Origin of the sequence: Rhizobium sp. 16-488-2b (genome assembly GCF_017741815.1) — a bacterium.
Taxonomy (GTDB): Bacteria; Pseudomonadota; Alphaproteobacteria; order Rhizobiales; family Rhizobiaceae; genus Rhizobium.
The window spans coordinates 1-19,168 of record NZ_JAGHMF010000010.1; the positions used below are offsets into that span (position 1 = coordinate 1).

At 60.2% G+C, this 19,168-nt stretch carries 14 protein-coding genes and 1 pseudogene; 4 read left to right on the top strand and 11 right to left on the bottom strand.

The window, feature by feature from the left end; translation table 11 throughout:
• Nucleotides 1-174 precede the first annotated feature (174 nt).
• From J5286_RS11265 to J5286_RS11280, 4 genes and pseudogenes are all read left to right on the top strand, one after another.
• Nucleotides 175-2,289: pseudogene (locus J5286_RS11265) on the top strand (efflux RND transporter permease subunit); the annotation flags it as partial.
• 157 nt (nucleotides 2,290-2,446) lie between these two features.
• Nucleotides 2,447-3,409: a GlxA family transcriptional regulator gene (locus tag J5286_RS11270; protein WP_209190402.1), complete on the top strand. Its 963-nt coding sequence runs from the start codon at nucleotides 2,447-2,449 to the stop codon at nucleotides 3,407-3,409.
• A 130-nt stretch (nucleotides 3,410-3,539) separates the two neighbouring features.
• Entirely contained in the window at nucleotides 3,540-4,298 is a 759-nt protein-coding gene (locus tag J5286_RS11275; RefSeq protein ID WP_209190403.1) for an SDR family oxidoreductase, read from the top strand.
• A 66-nt stretch (nucleotides 4,299-4,364) separates the two neighbouring features.
• Nucleotides 4,365-5,606 carry an MFS transporter gene (locus tag J5286_RS11280; RefSeq protein ID WP_245205839.1) on the top strand — a complete coding sequence of 414 codons (1,242 nt, stop codon included), beginning with the start codon at nucleotides 4,365-4,367 and terminating at the stop codon, nucleotides 5,604-5,606.
• Between the two features lie 69 nt (nucleotides 5,607-5,675).
• On the opposite strand, the gene J5286_RS11285 is transcribed toward J5286_RS11280, so the two are convergent.
• From J5286_RS11285 to J5286_RS11335, 11 genes are all read right to left on the bottom strand, one after another.
• The gene (locus J5286_RS11285; protein ID WP_209190404.1) at nucleotides 5,676-6,308 is read right to left on the bottom strand and encodes a glutathione S-transferase N-terminal domain-containing protein; all 633 of its coding nucleotides are present in this window, start codon (nucleotides 6,306-6,308) and stop codon (nucleotides 5,676-5,678) included.
• Between the two features lie 330 nt (nucleotides 6,309-6,638).
• Nucleotides 6,639-8,789, bottom strand: coding sequence for a xanthine dehydrogenase family protein molybdopterin-binding subunit (locus J5286_RS11290; protein WP_209190405.1), 2,151 nt, complete (start codon nucleotides 8,787-8,789; stop codon nucleotides 6,639-6,641).
• Nucleotides 8,790-9,399: 610 nt separating this feature from the next.
• On the bottom strand, nucleotides 9,400-10,506 hold the full coding sequence (locus tag J5286_RS11295) for an ABC transporter ATP-binding protein (RefSeq protein WP_209190406.1): 1,107 nt from the start codon (nucleotides 10,504-10,506) through the stop codon (nucleotides 9,400-9,402).
• Nucleotides 10,507-10,544: 38 nt separating this feature from the next.
• Nucleotides 10,545-11,948 carry an NAD(P)/FAD-dependent oxidoreductase gene (locus J5286_RS11300; RefSeq protein WP_209190407.1) on the bottom strand — a complete coding sequence of 468 codons (1,404 nt, stop codon included), beginning with the start codon at nucleotides 11,946-11,948 and terminating at the stop codon, nucleotides 10,545-10,547.
• Nucleotides 11,945-12,814 (bottom strand): PfkB family carbohydrate kinase, encoded by an 870-nt coding sequence (locus J5286_RS11305; protein ID WP_209190408.1) that lies wholly within the window; start codon nucleotides 12,812-12,814, stop codon nucleotides 11,945-11,947. Before J5286_RS11305 ends, J5286_RS11300 begins: the two co-directional genes overlap by 4 nt.
• Nucleotides 12,811-13,656, bottom strand: coding sequence for a sugar phosphate isomerase/epimerase family protein (locus J5286_RS11310; RefSeq protein ID WP_209190409.1), 846 nt, complete (start codon nucleotides 13,654-13,656; stop codon nucleotides 12,811-12,813). Before J5286_RS11310 ends, J5286_RS11305 begins: the two co-directional genes overlap by 4 nt.
• Before the next feature lie 10 nt (nucleotides 13,657-13,666).
• Nucleotides 13,667-14,527 carry a carbohydrate ABC transporter permease gene (locus J5286_RS11315; RefSeq protein ID WP_209190410.1) on the bottom strand — a complete coding sequence of 287 codons (861 nt, stop codon included), beginning with the start codon at nucleotides 14,525-14,527 and terminating at the stop codon, nucleotides 13,667-13,669.
• A complete protein-coding gene (locus tag J5286_RS11320; RefSeq protein ID WP_209190411.1) occupies nucleotides 14,524-15,489 on the bottom strand; it encodes a carbohydrate ABC transporter permease in 966 nt (321 codons plus the stop codon). Before J5286_RS11320 ends, J5286_RS11315 begins: the two co-directional genes overlap by 4 nt.
• A gap of 13 nt (nucleotides 15,490-15,502) precedes the next feature.
• Nucleotides 15,503-16,828, bottom strand: a complete 1,326-nt coding sequence (locus J5286_RS11325) for an ABC transporter substrate-binding protein (RefSeq protein WP_209190412.1) — start codon at nucleotides 16,826-16,828, stop codon at nucleotides 15,503-15,505.
• A 79-nt stretch (nucleotides 16,829-16,907) separates the two neighbouring features.
• Nucleotides 16,908-17,921: an SIS domain-containing protein gene (locus tag J5286_RS11330; protein ID WP_209215346.1), complete on the bottom strand. Its 1,014-nt coding sequence runs from the start codon at nucleotides 17,919-17,921 to the stop codon at nucleotides 16,908-16,910.
• 166 nt (nucleotides 17,922-18,087) lie between these two features.
• A complete protein-coding gene (locus J5286_RS11335; protein WP_209190414.1) occupies nucleotides 18,088-19,110 on the bottom strand; it encodes a LacI family DNA-binding transcriptional regulator in 1,023 nt (340 codons plus the stop codon).
• Nucleotides 19,111-19,168: the final 58 nt, after the last annotated feature.

The following is a 19,168-nucleotide window of genomic DNA, read 5'->3' on the forward strand; positions in this document are numbered from 1 at the left end:
ATATCCTCGAAACCGGAAACGACAGCTTCCGCTTCAAAAACAGCTCGGCCCATGAGCCCAAAACGACAAAGGAGAAACGGAGGAACTTGACTACCACGACCGACACGAACGATACCTAAAGGCGGGTCACTTCTCGGCGCAAATCCCGGGTCAGCTCTCAGCGCAAATCAACACGTTCTCATATTCCTGCAGTCGTGGAGGACCGCGATCGTGCCGATCGTCGCGATCCCGGTTTCGCTTATCGGTACTTTCGCCTTCCTTGCGGCATTCGGCATGTCCCTGAACATGCTCACTCTCTTCGGTCTGGTGCTCGCAATCGGTATCGTAGTGGACGACGCGATCGTCGTGGTGGAGAACGTCGAGCGCAATCTGGCGAACGGTATGTCGCCCCGTCGGGCAGCGCACGTGACAATGAATGAAGTGGGCACGGCGGTCATCGCTATCTCGCTCGTTCTTATCGCCGTATTCGTGCCGACAGCCTTTATCCCGGGAATCTCCGGTCAGTTCTACAGACAATTCGCGGTGACGATTTCAATCGCGACCGCGATTTCGGCGCTGAACTCGCTGACCCTGTCTCCGGCCATTGCCGCGATCGTCCTGCGCGCTCACGGTCACTCGGAGACGAAGACGAACCTTCCGGCGAGACTGGGGAAATGGTGTGCCGAGATATTCAATCACTGCTTCAACAAACTCAGCTCCGGCTACTCCGCAATCGTCCGAAGCATCGTCAGCTCGAAAACCGGTCTAAGCTGCGCAGTTGCCGTCTTTGTCGCCCTCCTCGGAGCAACCTGGTTCCTCAACACTAAGGTGCCGAGCGGCTTTATTCCGATCATGGACCAGGGTTATGCGATCGTGGTCGTCCAGCTTCCGGAAGGCGCATCCCTCGACCGCACCGATGCGGTGATCAAGAAGGCCGGAAATATCGCTAAGGACACACCTGGTGTCGCCAATGCGGTGCAATTCGCAGGTTTCAGCGGTGCAACCTTTACTAACGCGTCAAACGCCGGCGTGATTTTCACACCATTCAAGCCGTTCGAGGAGCGGCTCGCGACCGGGGACACGTCCGAAAAGATTATCCGGGCACTTTATAAGAACCTGCAGAGCGTCGATGAGGCCTTCATTATTGCCATCCCCCCTCCACCGGTTCAGGGCATTGGCAATTCGGGCGGCTTCAAGATGCAAATTATGGATCAGGACAACTCGAACATGACCCGCATCCTCGGCCTGGCTCGGCAGATGATGGTCAAAGCGAACCAGACGCCGGGCCTCACCGGGGTCTTCACTACCTTCTCGGAATCGAGCCCGGAGTATTTTCTGGATATCGACAGAGACAAGGCCCAGTATCTGAACGTTCCGATCCCCAATATCTTCGACGCCCTATCCAGCAATCTGGGCGTCGCTTACGTCAACGATTTCAACGCATTCGGAAGAGTCTATCAGGTCCGTGCCCAGGCCGATAAACAGTTCCGCCTCGAACGCGACGACATGCTCGATCTCAAGGTCAAATCCGCGACGGGAGCCCTTGTTCCGTTGGGAACGCTTGCGGACATCAGGGAGACAAGCGGACCAACGCTCGTCCAGCGCTACAACATGTATGTCTCGGTCCCTCTCCAGGGCAACGCTGCTCAGGGCGTCTCCACCGGCGAGGCGATCGCAAAAATGCAGCAGCTTGCCGCAAAGACGCTACCACCGGGTACGACGTACGAGTGGACCGAACTGTCTTACCAGGAAACCCACGCTGGGGGCAGCGCTGTCTACATCTTCGCGCTGTCAGTAGTCTTCGTATTTCTCGCACTGTCCGCACAATATGAGAGCTGGATCCTGCCGGCGGCAATCATCCTCATCGTTCCGCTGGCGGTGTTGGGTGCGCTCTTCGGGGTCTATCTGAGGGGAATGGACAACAACATCCTCACGCAGATCGGCTTCGTGGTTCTGATCGGCCTAGCGGCGAAGAACGCCATTCTGATCGTGGAATTCGCGCGCCAGGCACAGGACGCGGGAAAGACTGCAGTGGAAGCGGCTATCGAAGCCTGCCATCTGCGTCTGCGCCCAATCCTCATGACGGCACTCGCATTTATCTTCGGCGTTTTGCCACTCGCGATCGCCGAGGGGCCGGGAGCCGAAATGCGGCGCTCGCTTGGCACCGCCGTGTTCAGCGGCATGATCGGAGTCACGCTATTCGGCCTGTTCCTGACTCCGGTGTTTTACGTGCTGCTGCGGTCACGATATGTGCCGGGGAAGCACGTCGAGGACGACTGGGTGCCGGAGACAAAGCAGGCGGCCGAGTAACCCTCTCCGATCGAAGCAGCCTCAAGCTGGCAGCCATCCCGTAGCAATCGCAACATCGCCAATCCATATAGACAGATCTGCCGGCGTCTCCGATAGGATGTAACGTCGGCAGTGCCGCATTCAGCCAGCACTGAAAACAGCAGGAGTAATCAGGACTATGCGCAGCGTGGGTTTCATTCTCGAGGATGGTTTCCAGGTCATGGGACTGGCGGCGCTGTCAGCGTTCGAATTCGCAAACCAGGAACTGGGTGAAGAGGCCTATAAGCTGACGGTGATGTCTGAAAAGGGCGGAACGGTCAGGTCATCCTTGAGCATCGGCGTCCAGACCAAGAAGCTGGAAGAGTATCCCGATACATTGATGGTCGTCGGCGAGCTGGTTCCACGTGCGCCCTCACCGGCACTTCGGCAATACATCGTCAATGCTGCCACGGAAAGTAGGCGTGTTGCGGGAGTCTGCACTGGAGCCTTCCTCCTGGCCGAAGCGGGCCTGCTTGATGGTCGGCTCGCCACGACCCATTGGGCACACGCACGCAATCTGCAGCGGAAGTTCCCACAAATTCATGTCGACGAAGATCGAATCTTCGTTCACGACGAGAACATCTGGACATCAGCCGGAATGAGTGCCGCCATTGACCTAACTTTGGCGCTCATCGAGGATGACTACGGGGCGGCGCTTTCGAAGACGATTGCGCGCAAACTTGTCGTCTATCACAGGAGGCCAGGCGGGCAGTCCCAGTTCTCAGCTCTTCTCGAGCTCGAGCCACGCTCCGACCGCATCCGAAAAGCACTCATCTATGCCAAGGAGCATCTTCGAAATCCCTTGAGCGTCGAAGAGCTCGCGGATTCCGCCAATCTGAGCCCTCGCCAGTTCAGTCGGCTGTTCCGTGACGAAACGGGACATTCTCCCGCAAAAGCCGTTGAGCGACTCCGGCTCGAGGCAGCAAAGGCAATGCTCGAGAACGGAAGCCATCCCGTTGAAATCGTGGCACGCGACACAGGTTTCGCTGATCGGGATCGTATGCGCCGCGCGTTTCTTCGCTCATTCGGTCAGCCGCCTCAAGCCGTTCGTCGCACTCTTAAAATGATCGGAGGCGCTGCGCTCGAGAATGTGGAGAGCTGACGGCCAAATAATGTCCTAAAATGCCGTTTCCTTGACATTTGAGACGATCGCATTTTGGGACATGATCCTCCAATCGAAACCGAGGCGATGCGCCTAGAAATACGCGCGTCTCAACGAATAGGAGCGATCCATGAAAACGACAGGTAACACGATCTTCATTACGGGCGGAACTTCCGGCATCGGCCGCGGGCTGGCGGAAGCCTTCCACAAGCTTGGAAACAAAGTCATCATCGCAGGCCGCCGCAAGGCCTTGCTCGACGAAGTCTCCGCGGCAAACCCAGGGATCGATGGCGTCGAGCTCGACATCAACGACATCAACGACATCCATCGCGTCGCCAAGAAGCTGATCGCCGAGTATCCCAGGCTGAACGTCTTGGTCAACAACGCGGGCATCATGCCGTTCGACGATGCTTCCGGCCTGGTTGACGACGAAGTATCACGTCGCATCATTGACACGAACCTGCTTGGCCCGATCCGTATGACCTCCGCGCTCGTCGAGCACCTGAAGGCGCAGCCCGAGGCGACGATCATCAATAACACATCGGTGCTCGCATTCGTGCCGCTCGCTTCGAACGCGGTCTATTCAGCGACAAAGGCAGCCCTTCATTCATACTCGCTTTCGCAGCGGTTCATGCTTCGCGACACCAATGTAGGGGTCCAGGAAATCGCTCCGCCATGGGTCGATACGGACCTGGTCAAAAAGAGCGGCGATCCGCGCGCGATGCCGCTGGATGTTTTCATCGAAAAGACGATGAAGGGTCTCGAGACGGACGCCCCGGAAGTTTACGTCGAGGAAATTGCGGCCCTTCGTGACAACCCGGGGAACAACGAGCATGCCTTCGTCCATGGATTCAATGAATCCTTGGCGGCGAACCCGATCCCAGTCTAAGCCTTCAAAATCGCGGCATTGCCTTCCGGTCTACGGCCGGGAGGCAAATTCCGCAGGGAATCCGTCATGTCAAATCGACTGAAATCCAAAGACAACAGGTTGTCGAGTGACGACGTCGCGCAGAACGCGGAAACGTCGGCACCCTCCCTGGTCCCAGCTTATTTCCTCGCTCTCGGTACCTTTGCCATCGGCACCGAAGGCTTCATGATCGCGCCTCTTCTACCAACCATCGCCGACGATCTGGGGATGAGTATTTCGACGACCGCCATGCTGGTCGTCGTATTCACGCTCGTGCTGGCCATCAGCTCGCCAATCACGACCGTCGCCACCGGACGCATGAACCGCCGGGACACGCTGATCGTGGCAATGATGTTGTTCACTGCTGGCAATCTTGCCGCTGCGTTCTCTTCTACCTTCAGCACTCTACTCGTAGCGCGCGTCCTGATGGCGGTGGCATCGGGTCTTTACGTCCCAAGCGCCAATGCACTCGCGGGTGCCATCGCTGGCCCGCATAGACGCGGCCGCGCCTTGGCGATTGTCAGCGGCGGGATGACCATCGCGATTGCACTTGGCCTGCCCCTCGGCGCATTGGTCGGCCATGCGTTTGGTTGGCGGGCCACGTTTCTGGCTGTCGCGGTTATGGGCCTCATCGCAATTATCGGCATCTTGGCGGGAATACGGCGTCAGGTTGGAAACGGTATGACCGTCGCTAGCCTCTCCGAAAGGGTCAGTGTCATTCGCCAGAAGGCGATCCTAGAACTACTCGCCGTGACCCTATTCTGGTCCTTGGGTGCCTATACTGCCTACCCCTACATTGCGCCCTATCTGAAATCCGAGCTTGGCTTCGGAGTGACTGGCATCGCTGCAACCGTTTCAATGTGGGGAATCGCCGCTGCCGTCGGAGTAACCACAGGCGGAGCGCTCAACGATCGGTTCGGCTCGCGCAAGGTAGCTACGGCTTCGCTGGTCCTTCTGGCACTGTCCTTCCTTGCGCTTGCCGCATTGACGGGCCTGACGCCAACAGCTGCATTGGTTCCGACCCTCGTTGCGATCGCCGTGTGGGGCTTCAGCGTCTGGTCCTTCTTCCCGGCGCAAATGGCGCGTCTCATCCAGGCCTCGTCGCCGTCCCAGGCATCGGTATCTCTCTCATTGAATACCTCGACGATGTATTTGGGTTTCTCTATCGGAAGCGCTATCGGAGCGGCCATCGTTGGTGCCGGCGACATCTGGCTCATCGGAGTGGCAGCAGGTGCAGCTGAAATGATCGCGCTGCTTCTCGACCGGCGCTTCAAACGCCAAGGGGTTTGAGCACAAACAACCCTTGAATGCTCGGCGGCGATGTCGAACATCGCCGCCGAGCTTTTCGTCATTCGCGTATTACGGCATCGGATCGGGATCGTCGATAACAACGAGCCCGCGCCCCTCTGCGTTCAGTGCATCCCGTACCGACTGCCTCTCAGATACAAGTCTGAGCAAACTCCTCACTCGCGGATACTCATCGGTCGCTATACCGAAGTGCCTTGCCCAGCTCCCAATCACAAAGAGATACGCATCGGCGGCCGTGAAGGTTTCCCCGGTCAGGAACGGGCCTTTGAGGCTCTCGTTAAGGAACCCGAGGCGGCTACGGATACGCTGCAAGACGAGCGTCCGCATTTCGTCGTCGATCGGCCAGAACATTGGGACGAAGCTCTTGTGCAGTTCCGCCGCCACGTAGCTCTGCCACTCCATGACACGGTAGCGCTGCATGGTGCCCGGTTCCGGCATGAGGTCACGACGCCCAGCAAGATCACAGAGGTACTGAGCGATCACGAGGTTCTCGGTCAGCATCTCGCCGTTGTCTAGTTCTAGTAGCGGTACCATTCCTCGCTGGGCGACCGTCCAGTAGTCGGAACCATCCGCGCGAACTTTGGCAGTGACATTGATCACCTCGAGGTCGAAAGGTAGACGCGTCTCGCGCAAAAGGATGTGGACGGAGAGCGAGCTTGCCCCGGGATGCGTGTAAAGTTTCATTGGATGATCTCAATTGAGGTGAGAGGTTAGACAACGGTATCCGGCGTGGAATTTACGCCGGCCGATTTTGCCGATGGAAGTATGAGGCTTCCCACCTTCCACGATGGTCGTCGGCGACTTCCAGCCGTGCTGCCGACCGAAAGAGACTGTACCCTACGACCTGCGAGCGCCGCTGTGTGTCGACCATGTCGTCTTGCGCCGAGACGGTACCACTCGCGTTTAGCCAGTTGTAGGTACCAATTTATGTGACTGATAGCGGACGGTTTTCGTTTGAGCCCAGAGACGTCGCGCCATCACAGTTGAGCCAACGCCGTCTCTCAGCTCCTGTTGCTAGCTCAGAGCCGCCTCCGCGAGTGGCAGCGAACGGATGCGTTTTCCGGATGCCGCAAAGATGGCGTTCGCGAGCGCACCTGCGGCAGCAGCCGTTGCGGCCTCACCCACGCCGCCCGGGGTCTCCTGGCTCTTGATGTGATAGATTTCGATCTTGGGGATCTCGTTGATACGGAGCGCACGGTACATATCGAAATTGGTCTGGTCGACGGCCCCGTCGGTGAAGGTGACCTGATTGTACATGGCGCTGCTCAGCCCGAAAATCACACCTCCCTGCATCTGGGCTTCTACGGTATCGGGGTTGATAGTGATACCACAATCGACCGCGATGACCGATCGAAGAAGCTTCACTTCCTTTTTCGTTATCTCGATATCGAGGATATGTGCGAGATAGCTTCCGAACGCCACCTGAAGGGAGACCCCCCGGCCTCTTCCGGCTGGAAGCTTTTCGCCCCAGCCCGCCCTCTCCGCCGCCTCGTTCAGGACCGCTAGCGCGCGCGGGTTTTTGGTCAGCATCCTGCGTCTGAATTCGACGGGATCCTGCATTATCGCCGCGGCCATTTCATCCACAAAGCTTTCAACTACGAAAAGATTGTGCGACGGGCCAACTCCACGCCACCAGCTCGTATTGACGCCGTCGGGTTCATTGCGGACATAATCCACGAAAACCGCGTCCTCGTCGTAGGGCGTCTCCGAGGCGCACTCGATGGCATCCGGATCGACGCCCTTGATGAAAGCCGCAGGCGCATAGCGTGCAAAGATCGAGGATCCCGTCACACGGTGCGTCCGCCCGATGAGACGACCATCCTTGTCCAGTCCGGCCGCGACCCTGTCATAATAATAGGGGCGATAGTAATCGTGCGTCATGTCCTGTTCTCGGGTCCAGACGAGCTTTACCGGATACCGGATATCCTTGAGAAGCCGGGCGGCAAGTTCGATCGAATCCACATCAAGGCGACGTCCGAACGCCCCGCCGATCAGCTGGTTGTTCACAACTACACTCTCTTGCGGCAGCCCGGTTGCTTCCGCGACGGCCTTCTGTGCGCGGACTGGAACTTGCGTGCCGACCCACATCTCTGCCTTGTGGTCCTGAATGTGAAGCGTGCAATTGAGCGGTTCCAGCGGCGAATGGGAGAGAAAGGGCGACTCATAGACAGCTGAAAGCTTCACCGCCGCATTCGAGACCACCGAGGCGGCATCCTTGTCGTTGCGGATGATCACCCCCTGTTGCTGCGATGCCTGTGCCAGCTTCTGGACGATCGAATTGAGGCTCATCGATCCATTGGGTCCAGCCTCCCACTCGATCTCAAGTGCATCGACGCCTGTCTTGGCGGCCCACATATGATCGCCGATTACGGCCACAGCATCCTGCAGCTTGACGATGTCGCGGACCCCTTTCACGGATCGAGCCGCATTTTCATTCATCTTCAAGATGCGCCCTCCGACCACCGGGCTGATGGCCAGGGTCGCAAATTTCATATCGGGAATGACGATATCTATCCCGTAGATGGCGCTGCCATTAATCTTATGTGGGGTATCGAGGCGCTTGGCGCGGGTGCCGATCACCCTGAATTCAGAGGGCTCCTTCAGCACAACGTTTTCGGGAACTGGCAACGCCGCAGCTTTGGGCGCGGCCTCGAGGTAGGTCATGGATCGTCCGGTGGCATCGTGATGGACCACACCTAGCTCGACGCGACATTCTAAGGCCGGCACCGACCATTCGGAAGCGGCGGCCTGAATCAGCATCATCCGGGCGGCCGCCCCAGCTTGCCTCAAGCGCATCCAGTCGGCCCTCGTCGACGTGGAACCACCAGTCGACTGGTCAAAGAGAAGCGGATCGAGATATTTCGAGAGGTCCGGAGGTGCGGGTTGGAGCTTGACCTGATCAAGTCCAACCTCGAGTTCTTCGGCCATCAGCATGGCGCTGGACGTGAAGATGCCCTGACCGACCTCGTGATGAGCCATGATCAGAGTGACGCCGTCACTATCGATTCTGATGAATGCATTCGGGAAGAACGACTTCTGGATTTCCTGACCGGCGGCGACCTCGCCTCTCCCAAGGCGTGGCAGTTGGACCGAAAGCACCAATCCCCCCGTCGCCAATACCGTGCCCTTCAAGAAATTTCGTCGCGAGTGCAAGTTATTGATCATCGCTCTCTTCTCCGGTCCGGCACCGTGGATCTAACAAGGAAGCCCACATTCCGGACAGATAACATCTGCGAACTTCGATCTGGGAACTTGCGTGCATATGGAATGGGTTTCTTGGACGATCCAGCAGCAACAGCCAGAACTAAAAAAAAGACGTTCTGATAGGATACAGCTTCTATCGCGGGGCATCGTACAGGGCGCAGTCGTAGGCCCAGCATATTGAGGTGTATCGGCGGCCCGATTTCGCTGCTTGCTTACCGGATCGTTGGGTGGGCGATGACACAGGTGCCGTTGGCCTTTGTTTCAGCGGTTCGAGAGACAGCATGGTCGTCGCCGTAATGCTTGGTGTGGTTTTCCTAAAGGAGCGCTTCAACGCAGTCCGACATGTGTCAACCAACATCACGCTGATTGGCACCGCAGCACTCAGGGTTCCAAGATCAGGTGGTGCAGAGAAAGGCCTCTAAATGTGCAAGCATAATATCGCCTTCTGAAGATCCCCTGGCAAAGGGCCGGTCGATACATAGGGCATTTTGGTTGCCGGCGCTTGATGCTCTTGATCCGAATCGAACGGGCAACCCCATTGAGTTTTCTGAACTTTAAGCTTCTGCGAAACCTACTGTATGTCGCACGAGACGGCTTTGCCGGCCGCGTCAAAGACGCGGATGTCCTGCCCGCGTACGGAAAAAGAAATGTCCTGCAGGCGCGCGAACGCGCTCTCTCCATCCACCTTGACCAGGAATTTGTCGCTGGTGCCGGGCAGGTCCAGATAGAGGATTTGCACCTCGCCGAGATGTTCGATGAGATCGATGCTTCCCGTGAAGGTCGGATCGTTTTCGACGCCGGCAACGACCCGCGTATTTTCCGGGCGGATGCCGATGCTCACGGCCTCGCCTTTCGAAAGCCTGCCGGGTTCGGCGGTTAGTTCAAGCGTGATCCCGCAATCGAGCCGGCAGCGTGCCGATGTCGCGTCCCGCTCGACGACCGTTCCTTTGAGTATGTTCATCGCCGGTGAACCGATAAACTGCGCGACGAAGAGGTTGGCCGGGTTGCGATAAAGATCGGCCGGCGTACCGACCTGCTCTATGTCTCCGTCCTTGAAGACGACGATGCGGTCCGCCAGCGTCATCGCCTCGACCTGGTCATGGGTGACGTAGATCATCGTCACATCCGGCATGCTTTGCTTGAGCTTGGCGATCTCGATGCGAGTGGCGACGCGCAGGGCGGCATCGAGGTTCGACAAGGGCTCGTCGAACAGGAAGACCCGCGGATTGCGCACGATGGCGCGGCCAATGGCGACACGCTGCCGCTGCCCGCCGGAAAGCGCCTTTGGCTGGCGTTGCAGGTATTTGTCGAGTTGGAGGATTTCGGCCGCCTTGCGCACCCGCGCATCGATCTGCGCCTTCTGCGTTCCCGCGATGCGCAAGCCGAAGGCCATGTTCTCGTAGACGGTCATGTGTGGGTAGAGCGCATAGGACTGGAACACCATGGAGATGCCCCGCTTGGATGGCGCGACGGCATTCATCCGCGCACCATCAATGACAAGGTCACCGGACGAAATCGTTTCCAGGCCGGCGATCGAGCGCAACAGGGTGGATTTCCCGCAGCCCGAGGGACCGACGAAGACGATGAACTCGCCCGACTTTATCTCCAGATCGATCCCATGCAGGACTTCCAGATCCCCATAGGCCTTGCGGATATTTCTCAGCGACAGATCGGCCATCGTTCCACTCCGTTGTTCGATTTCAAAAGCACATGTCGTCAGGGCGCGAGCCCGGCCAGGAATCGCGTGATCGGCCCGGGTTTTCTGTCGAGAATTTCGAGGTCGTTCTTGCGCCGGATGGCGCGGCGAACGACCCGGGCGCCGAGATACCGCAGAGGCTCGGACGGCAGCCTCCTGCGCTTGCCGATGCCGACCAGACCGCATCGGCTCCAGATGTCGTCGCGCTCAAGAACGAGGCTCGCCATGATGCGGCCGGCGACGGGCGCCTGCGCGATGCCGGTGCCATTGAAGCCCATCGCATAGAAGATGTTCGCATGGTCCTTCAGATGCCCGAAGACCGGCAGATGCTGCGCCGTGCAGTCAATCGGGCCGCTCCAGTCATGGAGCACCGGCACGTCCTTCAATTCGGGATAGACCCGGTGCATTTCGCGGATATTCTCCGCGCCGCCGTCGCCGCTCCGGTTGAAACGGGCGTCGATACGGTCGCCATAGGCGATGCCGCCGGTGCCCCGGCCGAAGATCACCGTACCCTCGGGCGTGCGCTGGTAATAGAGGACATGCTGCTGTGCGTCGCAGATCGAGGCTCCATCCGTCCAACCGATCCGCGCGAGGATATCGGGCGCGGGCGCCGTCGCGATGACCTGGCTGCTGACTACATAGAGATAGGGATGCAGTTCCGGAATGGCCGAGAGCCACGCATTTGCGGCGAGCACCACCTTGCCGGCGGTCAATGTTCCCTCCGCGGTTCGCAATTTGGGCCGGTGGCCCGGCACGATCTCTATCACCGGGCTGTGTTCGTGAAGGACGATGCCCCTCGAAAGTGCCAGGCTGCGCAGGCCGATGGCGAGCTTTGCGGGCTGCACCGTCCCGGCCCTCTCCTCCAGAATGCCGACATAGGAGACGGCCGAGCCGGTGCGATGCAGGATGTCTTCGCGCCGGAGCGGGCGGAAGCGGTTCTCGCCGAGCGCGCGGCAAAGTTCGGTTGCCGCCGTCCAGGCGCCTTCCTGGGCGGTCGAGCTGGCCGTCCATAGCCAGCCGTCGAGCCTCAGGTCCATGTCGATGGCACCGGAGGCCTGCAGGCCGTTCAACTCCTCGATCGCGTCGGCGGTTGCCCGGCACAGCATGAGCGCGTCGTCTTCGCCGACAAGCGCGTGCAGCATGTCGATTTCGGCAAACCAGCTGTGGACCTGGCCGCCATTGCGACCCGAGGCACCGGAACCGCAGAAATCCGCTTCGAGCACGGTGATGCGGGTTTCGGGCGCCTGTTCCTTGATCCGGAGCGCGGTCCAGAGGCCGGCATAACCGCCGCCGACGATGGCAACGTCGCAATCCGCGCTGCCCTGCAAAGGTGGCGCGACGGCAGCCGCCGCGATGCTCTGCAGCCAGAACGAGCGATCGCCCTTTGGCGCCGCGACGGGCGGCCTCAGTGTGATGGTGTTCATGTTTCCGCCCTCCCCGTGCTGCCGATGACATCGACATATTTGTCAAGCAGCCAGTCCGGGATGGCCCGGATGGGCTGCGGGAAGCCGCCGAGATGGGTGCAGGTGTTCGATGCCCTCTCGGCGGCGAGGTCGAGCGCCGCCTGCACGGGCAGGCCCGCGAAGAACCGCGACGCGATGAAGGTCGCGATGAAACTGTCCCCCGCGCCGCAGGTGTCGACGACGGTGACCGGCACGGAACCCGCGCTGGATGTCACGGTTCCATCGTCGTGGAAGGAGCCGCGCCTGCCGCAGGTGACGACGACCTGCCGGGCACCTGCCGCCCTGAACTGTGCGATCAGCGGCTCGACCGGCTCTGCCGGATCGTCCGGGCCGGAGGCGAAGACCAGCGGCACGCCGTGCAGCGAAAGGTCGAAATGCCGGGTGGAAACGTCGATGCTGAAGGGAATGTCATCCGCGACGAGCCGGCGGACGAGCGTTTCGCTGGAATTCGTGCCGAGATGCACCCAGTCGGCTTGCCGTAGCGCCTTGTAGCGGTCTGCATCCGGAACGTAATTTTCCCCCACGCCGAGCGACTCGAGAAGGAAGCGCCGTTCGCCGGCGTCGTCCGTGAGCAACGTGACTGCCGACGCGCCGGGGCGGATCTCGACGTCATTGCGTTCGAGCCCCGCCTCCTCGATGGCGGCGAGCATGATGTCGGCTTCCGCATCCGGCCCCAGCGCGCCGAAATAGCGGGCATTCAAACCGTGCCGCCGCCATTGCACGGCAACATTGAGGGCATTGCCGCCCACGGTGACGAACCCTTTGCTGAGGTAGGCATCGAGGCAATTGTCACCGACAGCGATCAGGTTGGGATTGGCCGTCGTCATTCTGTGTCCGCTTCATCGAAATGGGGCGCAATGGCGTCGAGGCATCGCCGCCAGGCGGCAAGGGGATCGAGCGCATAGGAACCGTTGCCGAAGGGTTCGAAGGTCAGCGTGCCGGCGAAGCCGAGCCTGCCGAGTTGTCCGAGATAGTCGCCGAGCGGCAGGTTGCCGTCGCCCCAGGCAAGATGCCCGGCTGGCGTTCCATCCACGATATGCACATGCGCGATGCGCTTGCCGAAGCGCTCGAAGTAGCCGTCGACAGTGTCGTTTGCCGTCGCCATGGCGACGAGATCGAGAACGATGTCGATATCGTCGCCGTCGAGCGCGCGCCAGAAGCTCTGAAGCGTGTCGGCATCGGTGACGATGTTGCTTTCGAGGCGCTGAAGGGGTTCCAGCAGGCAGCAGACGCCAAGCGAGCGTGCATGGGCCGCGATCCGGTTTATCGACTGGATCGAATTGCCCCAGGCGGTTTCGCGGCTTTCGCATTCGAAGCCGCGGCCGGGTGTCAGGAAAAGATACTTCGCACCAAGTTCCGCGCAAATATCCGCCGCGCGCAGGAAACGCTCGACGCTCGCCGCGCGATAGGCGCTGTCGCCGGATGCGATGTTGATCGGATAGAGGACCTGCTCGGGCGTGAAGCAGTGGACCGTCAGGCCGTTGTCGCCAAGGATCGCCCTCACCTCCGCAAGCCGCGCGCGATTGTCGTGGAAGAGATCGAGATGCGGGGCGACACCCCAGAACTCCATCCGCTGGAAGCCCATGCCGCTGAGTTTTTCGGTGGTCCAGCGGAAGGGGTGGTGCTGGAAGGAGAAGTTCGCACCGATGAGCTGTTGTCGTTTCAACATGATGCCTGCCCTATTTTCCGATGCCTTCGGCCAGCCCGCGGATGAAGAAGCGCTGAGCCGCAAAGAAGGTGATGACGATGGGGAGTGCCGAGAGTGTCATGGCGGCAAAGACGACCGCGTAGTTGGTGCCGTGTTTTGCCATGATCGAGGTGAGGCCGACGGGCAGCGTCTGCAGATCCGCGCCGCTGGTGAAGATCATCGCGAAGAGATATTCGTTCCAGGCGAAGAGCACATGCAGGATGACGCAGGAGACCAGGATCGGCTTGCACAGCGGCAGCGTCACTTTCCAGAAGATCTGGCCTTCGCTGGCACCGTCCATGATGGCAGCCTCATCGAGGTCCCGCGGTAGCCCCAGCATATAGGCGCGGATCAGGAAGGTCGTGAAGGGAATGCGGAAGGCGGTGTAGAGAATGATGAGCGCCCAGTAGGTATTGTAGAGGCCGAGGTCCTGCATCATGCGCACCAGCGGGATCACGGCGACCGTCGGGCTGAGCATGAGGCCGCCGAGCACGATGCCGACGAAGAACGGTTTTCCCGGCAGTTTCGAGCGGGTGAGGCCATAAGCCGTCCACGCACTGACCAACACCGTGCAGCTGGCCGATGCGAGCGTGACGATGACGCTGGTCGCGATGTAGTTGCGGATGCCCTGGTTCCAGGCCGAAATGTAGTTCGCAATGCCGAAACCGCTCGGCAGCGCGAAGGGATTGCCGAAGATTTCGGCATTGGTCTTGAAGCCGTTCAGCGCCATCCAGAACAGTGGATACAGGACGAGGATGCCGAGGCTGATGAGGAAGGTCACGAGGCAGACTTTCGCCAGCACGGCGACGAAGTCGGTGCGCTCGGTTTCCCGGGTGTCATAGGCGAGGCTCACAGCTCGACCCTCCGTCTTTTCGTGTACCAGAGCTGCGCGAAGCCGGTCAGGAGCGTGATGACGAAGATCACCGATGCGATCGCCGCGCCGTAGCCGAAGTCGTTTTCGATGAAGCCCTGCTGGTAAAGCCATGTGCCGAGCACCTGACTGCTGTTGTTCGGCCCGCCGCCGGTCATCACCATGACCTCGTTGAACACCTGAAACGCGCCGGTGATGGTGACGATCACCATGAGGCCGGTCATTTCACGGGTCAGCGGAAAGGTGATGTTCCACAGGCGCCGCCAGGTCCCCGCCCCGTCCATGATCGCCGCGTCGTAGAGTTCGCGCGGGATCTTCTGGATCGCGATGGCGAAAAGCAGGGTGGAATAGCCGAAGCCCTGCCACTGGCTCATGGCGATGATGGCGTAGATTGCGGTCCCCTCCTCGCCGAGCCAGGCGCGCGACCACTGCGCCAGGCCGACCTGTGCCAATGCCGAATCCAGGAGGCCGATGTCGGGCTGGTAGATGAAGTAGAAGAGAAGGCCGGTGACGGTGATCGAGATGGCCGAGGGAATGAAGTAGACGGCGCGCCAGAAGCGGCGCCATTTTTCCTCGGCAAGCCCCTCGATCAGCGCCGCCAGAATGAAGGCACCGAACACCTGGAAGACGACGGAGATGACGGCATAGAGCGTGTTGTTGACGATCGCCGTCCAGACCACCGGGTCGCCTTGCAGGCGACGGTAATTTTCCAGGCCGATAAAGGCCGTCTCGCCGGTGAAGATGTCCTGGTTCTTCGTGCTGACGACGAAATTGTCGATGATGGGATAATAGACGAACCAGAGGATCAGGACGAAGGCGACCAGCACCCAGCGAAACGACAGGATCCCGGCCAGCGGGCGGAACCGGTTGCTTTCCGCCCGGTCCGGCCCGGTGAAGCCGATTTTGACGGCTTCACCCTTCTGCTCATGCTTCATGACAGTCATTTCAGGCCGATCCTCACTTGGACGAAGCCGCCGCTTCCTTGACCCGCTCCATGACCTCTTCGGGTGTCATCGAGCCGCCGATCAACGCCTGGAGGCCGGAAAGCCAGGCGGACGCCACACGCGGCGGGTTGGCCGTATCGAGCCAGGGCATCAGGTAGGAGGCGCCGGCGATCACCTTGAGACCATCGACCACGGCCGGGTTCATGGCTTCCGCCGAATATCCGCCGACTGTCGCGCTCGGCTGGCCGTAAGGCGGCGCGGAGAGAACCTTGCCGTTTGCCGCCGAGGTCACGAAACGCATGAAGTCGATCGCAAGCGGGATGTTCTTGGATGCCGCATTGATCATGTAGCCTTCCGGCGCGCCTTCGACAGCCTTGGGATCACCCTTCGCGTCCTTCGGCACGGGAAGCGTGAAGAAGCCGAAATCGTCCCGGTTCAACGCGCCGTCCGCGGTCGACTGATCGAATTCGATGATCTCCTGATAGTACATGGCGGACTTGCCGTTGCTGAACTGCTGCAGAGCCGATGCATAGGACGAGCCGTTCGTGCCCGAACCATCGGAGCACTCGTCGATGAGCTGCTTGAACTGCGTCAGGCTGGCGACATAGCCGGGATCGGCGAATTCGGCGGTGGCAGGGACGAAATCCTTTTCGAGCGTCGCCTGCGGTACGTTGTAGGCCAGCAGCTGTCCGGCATAGTGCACGCCCGGCCAGCCTTCCTTGTTGCCGAAGGAGACCGGCGTGACGCCGGATTTCTTCAGGGCGGCGCAGGCGCTGAGCAGGTCCTCGAAGGTCTTGGGTTCGGCGACGCCCGCCTTTTCGAACAGGCTCTTGTTGTAGCCCATGAACTTGGCGTCGAGATAAAGCGGAATGCCGTAAAGCTTGCCATTGTACTGGAAGGCGGAGACGGCAGCGGTCGCAAGCGTCTTGCCCCATTCGGTGTCGGGGCCGATGACCGGGGTCAGATCGACGGCGCGGTTTCCGCGCGCGAAATTCTCACCCCAGCTTCCCGTCCAGGTGAAGTAGACGTCCGGCAGCGAATTGGAGGCGACGAGCGCCTTGGTCTTGCCCTTCACGCTGTCGTCGCTCTCCTGGATGAGCTCGACTTTCACGCCGGGATGAAGCTTTTCATAGTCCCTGGCGGCATCGACGAAGAAGGGAGAAAGCTGTTGCAGACCGAATTTGGTCAGCACGCTGACCGTGCCCGAATAGTCGACCGTCGCATTGGGACCGGCGATGACCGGCTCGGCTGCAGATGCAGCACCGACGCTGCCGATGACGAAGGCGGCGGTCGCGATTGCCGCAAGGCTGGTCGTGCTCAAGAACGTATTGGCTTTCATTTCGCAGTTCCTCTCTTGTTTTCGTTACGTCAGCATGCGTCAGGCAACCGGTCCGGCGTCGCCGCCGGACCGGAAGATCTCAGTATTCGACACGCTTGTAGTAGCGGCGCGTGGTCAGCGGGTGATCGCGCAGCACTTCCAGATGGGCGCTCAGGCGCTCCAGCATGGTCGCCAGGACGATCGGCGAGATGAGGCCGCGCGTCTTGGCCGAGACGCCCGGAAGCTTGGCGGAGGCCGCGTCGAGAACGCGCACCTTGTCGGTGTAGCGCTTGGCGAAGTTCTCCACGCGGTCCGTCAGCGGACGGAAGGCATCCTCGCCCTTGAAGACGAAGAGGCTGACGCCCGGCTCCACCAGTTCCAGCGTTCCGTGGAAGAAGTCGGATGCCTGCACGGGGCGGGTGCGGATCCATTGCATCTCCTCCAGAATGCACATGCCGTAGTAGTGCGCTTCCGGCCAGACCGAGCCGGCGCCGGTAAAGATGTGGTAGGTCTCGTCCTTGATTTCCCGGGCGAGCGCGGCGGCCTCGGCCTCGTAGCCTTCCTTCACCGAAACCAGCAGTGCCGGCAGCAGCGCCAGTTCGCCGACCGTCGCATCGAAATCGGCGTATTCGCCGCGCTCGGCCAGCAGGGCGAGCACGATGAGCAGGGTCTGGAGATAGAAGGATTCCGAAGACGTATCGTCCTCGGCGAAGTTGGTGAAGTTGTGGTCGGCGTCACGGCCGAGCGGCGTATCCTTGTGGCCGGTGAGCGACAGCGTCTTCACGCCGCGCTCCTTCAGGAAGGCGAGAAGCTGCACGCTCTCCTTGGTGGTGCCGGAGAGCGACGGCAGCACGACCAGCGCCTTGTCGTCGAGGCCTGCCGGCGGCTCCAGAACGACCTGTGCGGAATAGGCGGCCGAAACCGGGAAGAGCGTTGCGTTGCGTGCAAGCTCGATGGCCGGCTGGGTCAGAAACTGCACGCCGCCGGTCCCCATGAAGAAGATGCGTTCCAGACCGCCGTCCAGCAGTTCGCGCATCAGGACACGCACGTCCTTGGCGATTGCAACCGCGCCGCTTTGGATCTTTACAAAGCGATCCCTATCGAAATTGAGCATTTGAACCTTCCCGTTTTGCGCTCCGCAATCGTCCTCGAAGCGAGCTGACGTCTTCACGCAGTGATCCTTGAGACAATGTGAGATCGATCTCACACATATTTAGCGCACAAGAAATTCCCCCTGACAAGTAGGGCGTCAAAAAATTATGGGAGGTCGTTTTTGCCCGTTAACCGGCGCTGTGGCGGCTGACGGAGCCGCGAACTATCAGCTTGGTTTCAAAGCGGATTTTCTGTGGCGGATCGCTTTTTCCGGAGAGCCGGTCAAACAGAAGCCGCGCGGCCGCCCGCCCGATTTCGGAAACCGGTTGCGAGACGACAGTGATCTGCGGATCGGTAAATGTCGCCAGATTGAAGTCGTCGAAACCGATCAGCGAGACGTCGTGGGGAATGGAGATTCCCATCGAACGGAAGGCAAGAAGAGCGCCCTGCGTCATCAGGCTGTCGACCGTGAAGAGCGCCGTCGGAGGCATCTTCTGACTGAAGAGCCGTATGGTCGCGTCAACGGCATGCTCTACCGTGGATTGTGAAACGGCGATCAGCCGGTCGTCCGGTGCGATGCCGCTGGCAGCAAGTGCAGTCCGGTAGCCGGTCATGCGCTCGCGCGAGGTGAAGATGCGCATATCGTCCTGCAGCAGGCCGATGCGGCGATGGCCCATGGCGATGAGATATTCCACCGCCTTGCGCGCGCCCCCTTCATTATCCACCACCACATGGTCGCTCTCGACGTCCTCGGCAACACGGTCGATCAGGACGAGAGGCACGTTCTCGAGGTTCAGGCTTTGAAGGTGGGCGTTGTTCGTCGCTGAGGTCGGCGCCACGATGAAGCCGCGTATCGACAGTGAGCGCAGGCTCGACAGAAGCGAAATCTCCTGGTCCAGCTCCTCCTCGCTGCTGCCGATCACGAGGTTGTGCCCGCATTCGCGCGCAAGAACCTCGATATCATGGGCGATCCGAGCGAAGAACGGATTCTGGATGTCGCCGAGGATACAGCCGACGATCGGCAATTGGCCGTTGCGCAGCGCCTGCGCCAGGCGATTGCCACGGTATCCCAGCTTTTCCGCCGCCGCCTGAACCTTCTGGGCGGTCTCGTCGCCAACATAGCCGTAACTGTTGAGAGCCCGGGCGGCCGTTGCGCGCGACACATTGGCGAGCGCCGCCACATCCTTCAAAGTCGCGCGTTTGCGAACCATGTCACCCTTCGATCATACAACAGGAGCCTTACAAGGCCCCCTTGTAGCTGCGGGTTTT

Excerpts from the sequence above, each read along its gene's own strand:
- J5286_RS11270 (WP_209190402.1), top strand. The coding sequence starts at position 2,447 with ATGCGCAGCGTGGGTTTCATTCTCGAGGATGGTTTCCAGGTCATGGGA.
- J5286_RS11275 (WP_209190403.1), top strand. The coding sequence starts at position 3,540 with ATGAAAACGACAGGTAACACGATCTTCATTACGGGCGGAACTTCCGGC.
- J5286_RS11280 (WP_245205839.1), top strand. The coding sequence starts at position 4,365 with ATGTCAAATCGACTGAAATCCAAAGACAACAGGTTGTCGAGTGACGAC.
- J5286_RS11285 (WP_209190404.1), bottom strand. The coding sequence starts at position 6,308 with ATGAAACTTTACACGCATCCCGGGGCAAGCTCGCTCTCCGTCCACATC.
- J5286_RS11290 (WP_209190405.1), bottom strand. The coding sequence starts at position 8,789 with ATGATCAATAACTTGCACTCGCGACGAAATTTCTTGAAGGGCACGGTA.
- J5286_RS11295 (WP_209190406.1), bottom strand. The coding sequence starts at position 10,506 with ATGGCCGATCTGTCGCTGAGAAATATCCGCAAGGCCTATGGGGATCTG.
- J5286_RS11300 (WP_209190407.1), bottom strand. The coding sequence starts at position 11,948 with ATGAACACCATCACACTGAGGCCGCCCGTCGCGGCGCCAAAGGGCGAT.
- J5286_RS11305 (WP_209190408.1), bottom strand. The coding sequence starts at position 12,814 with ATGACGACGGCCAATCCCAACCTGATCGCTGTCGGTGACAATTGCCTC.
- J5286_RS11310 (WP_209190409.1), bottom strand. The coding sequence starts at position 13,656 with ATGTTGAAACGACAACAGCTCATCGGTGCGAACTTCTCCTTCCAGCAC.
- J5286_RS11320 (WP_209190411.1), bottom strand. The coding sequence starts at position 15,489 with ATGACTGTCATGAAGCATGAGCAGAAGGGTGAAGCCGTCAAAATCGGC.
- J5286_RS11325 (WP_209190412.1), bottom strand. The coding sequence starts at position 16,828 with ATGAAAGCCAATACGTTCTTGAGCACGACCAGCCTTGCGGCAATCGCG.
- J5286_RS11330 (WP_209215346.1), bottom strand. The coding sequence starts at position 17,921 with ATGCTCAATTTCGATAGGGATCGCTTTGTAAAGATCCAAAGCGGCGCG.
- J5286_RS11335 (WP_209190414.1), bottom strand. The coding sequence starts at position 19,110 with ATGGTTCGCAAACGCGCGACTTTGAAGGATGTGGCGGCGCTCGCCAAT.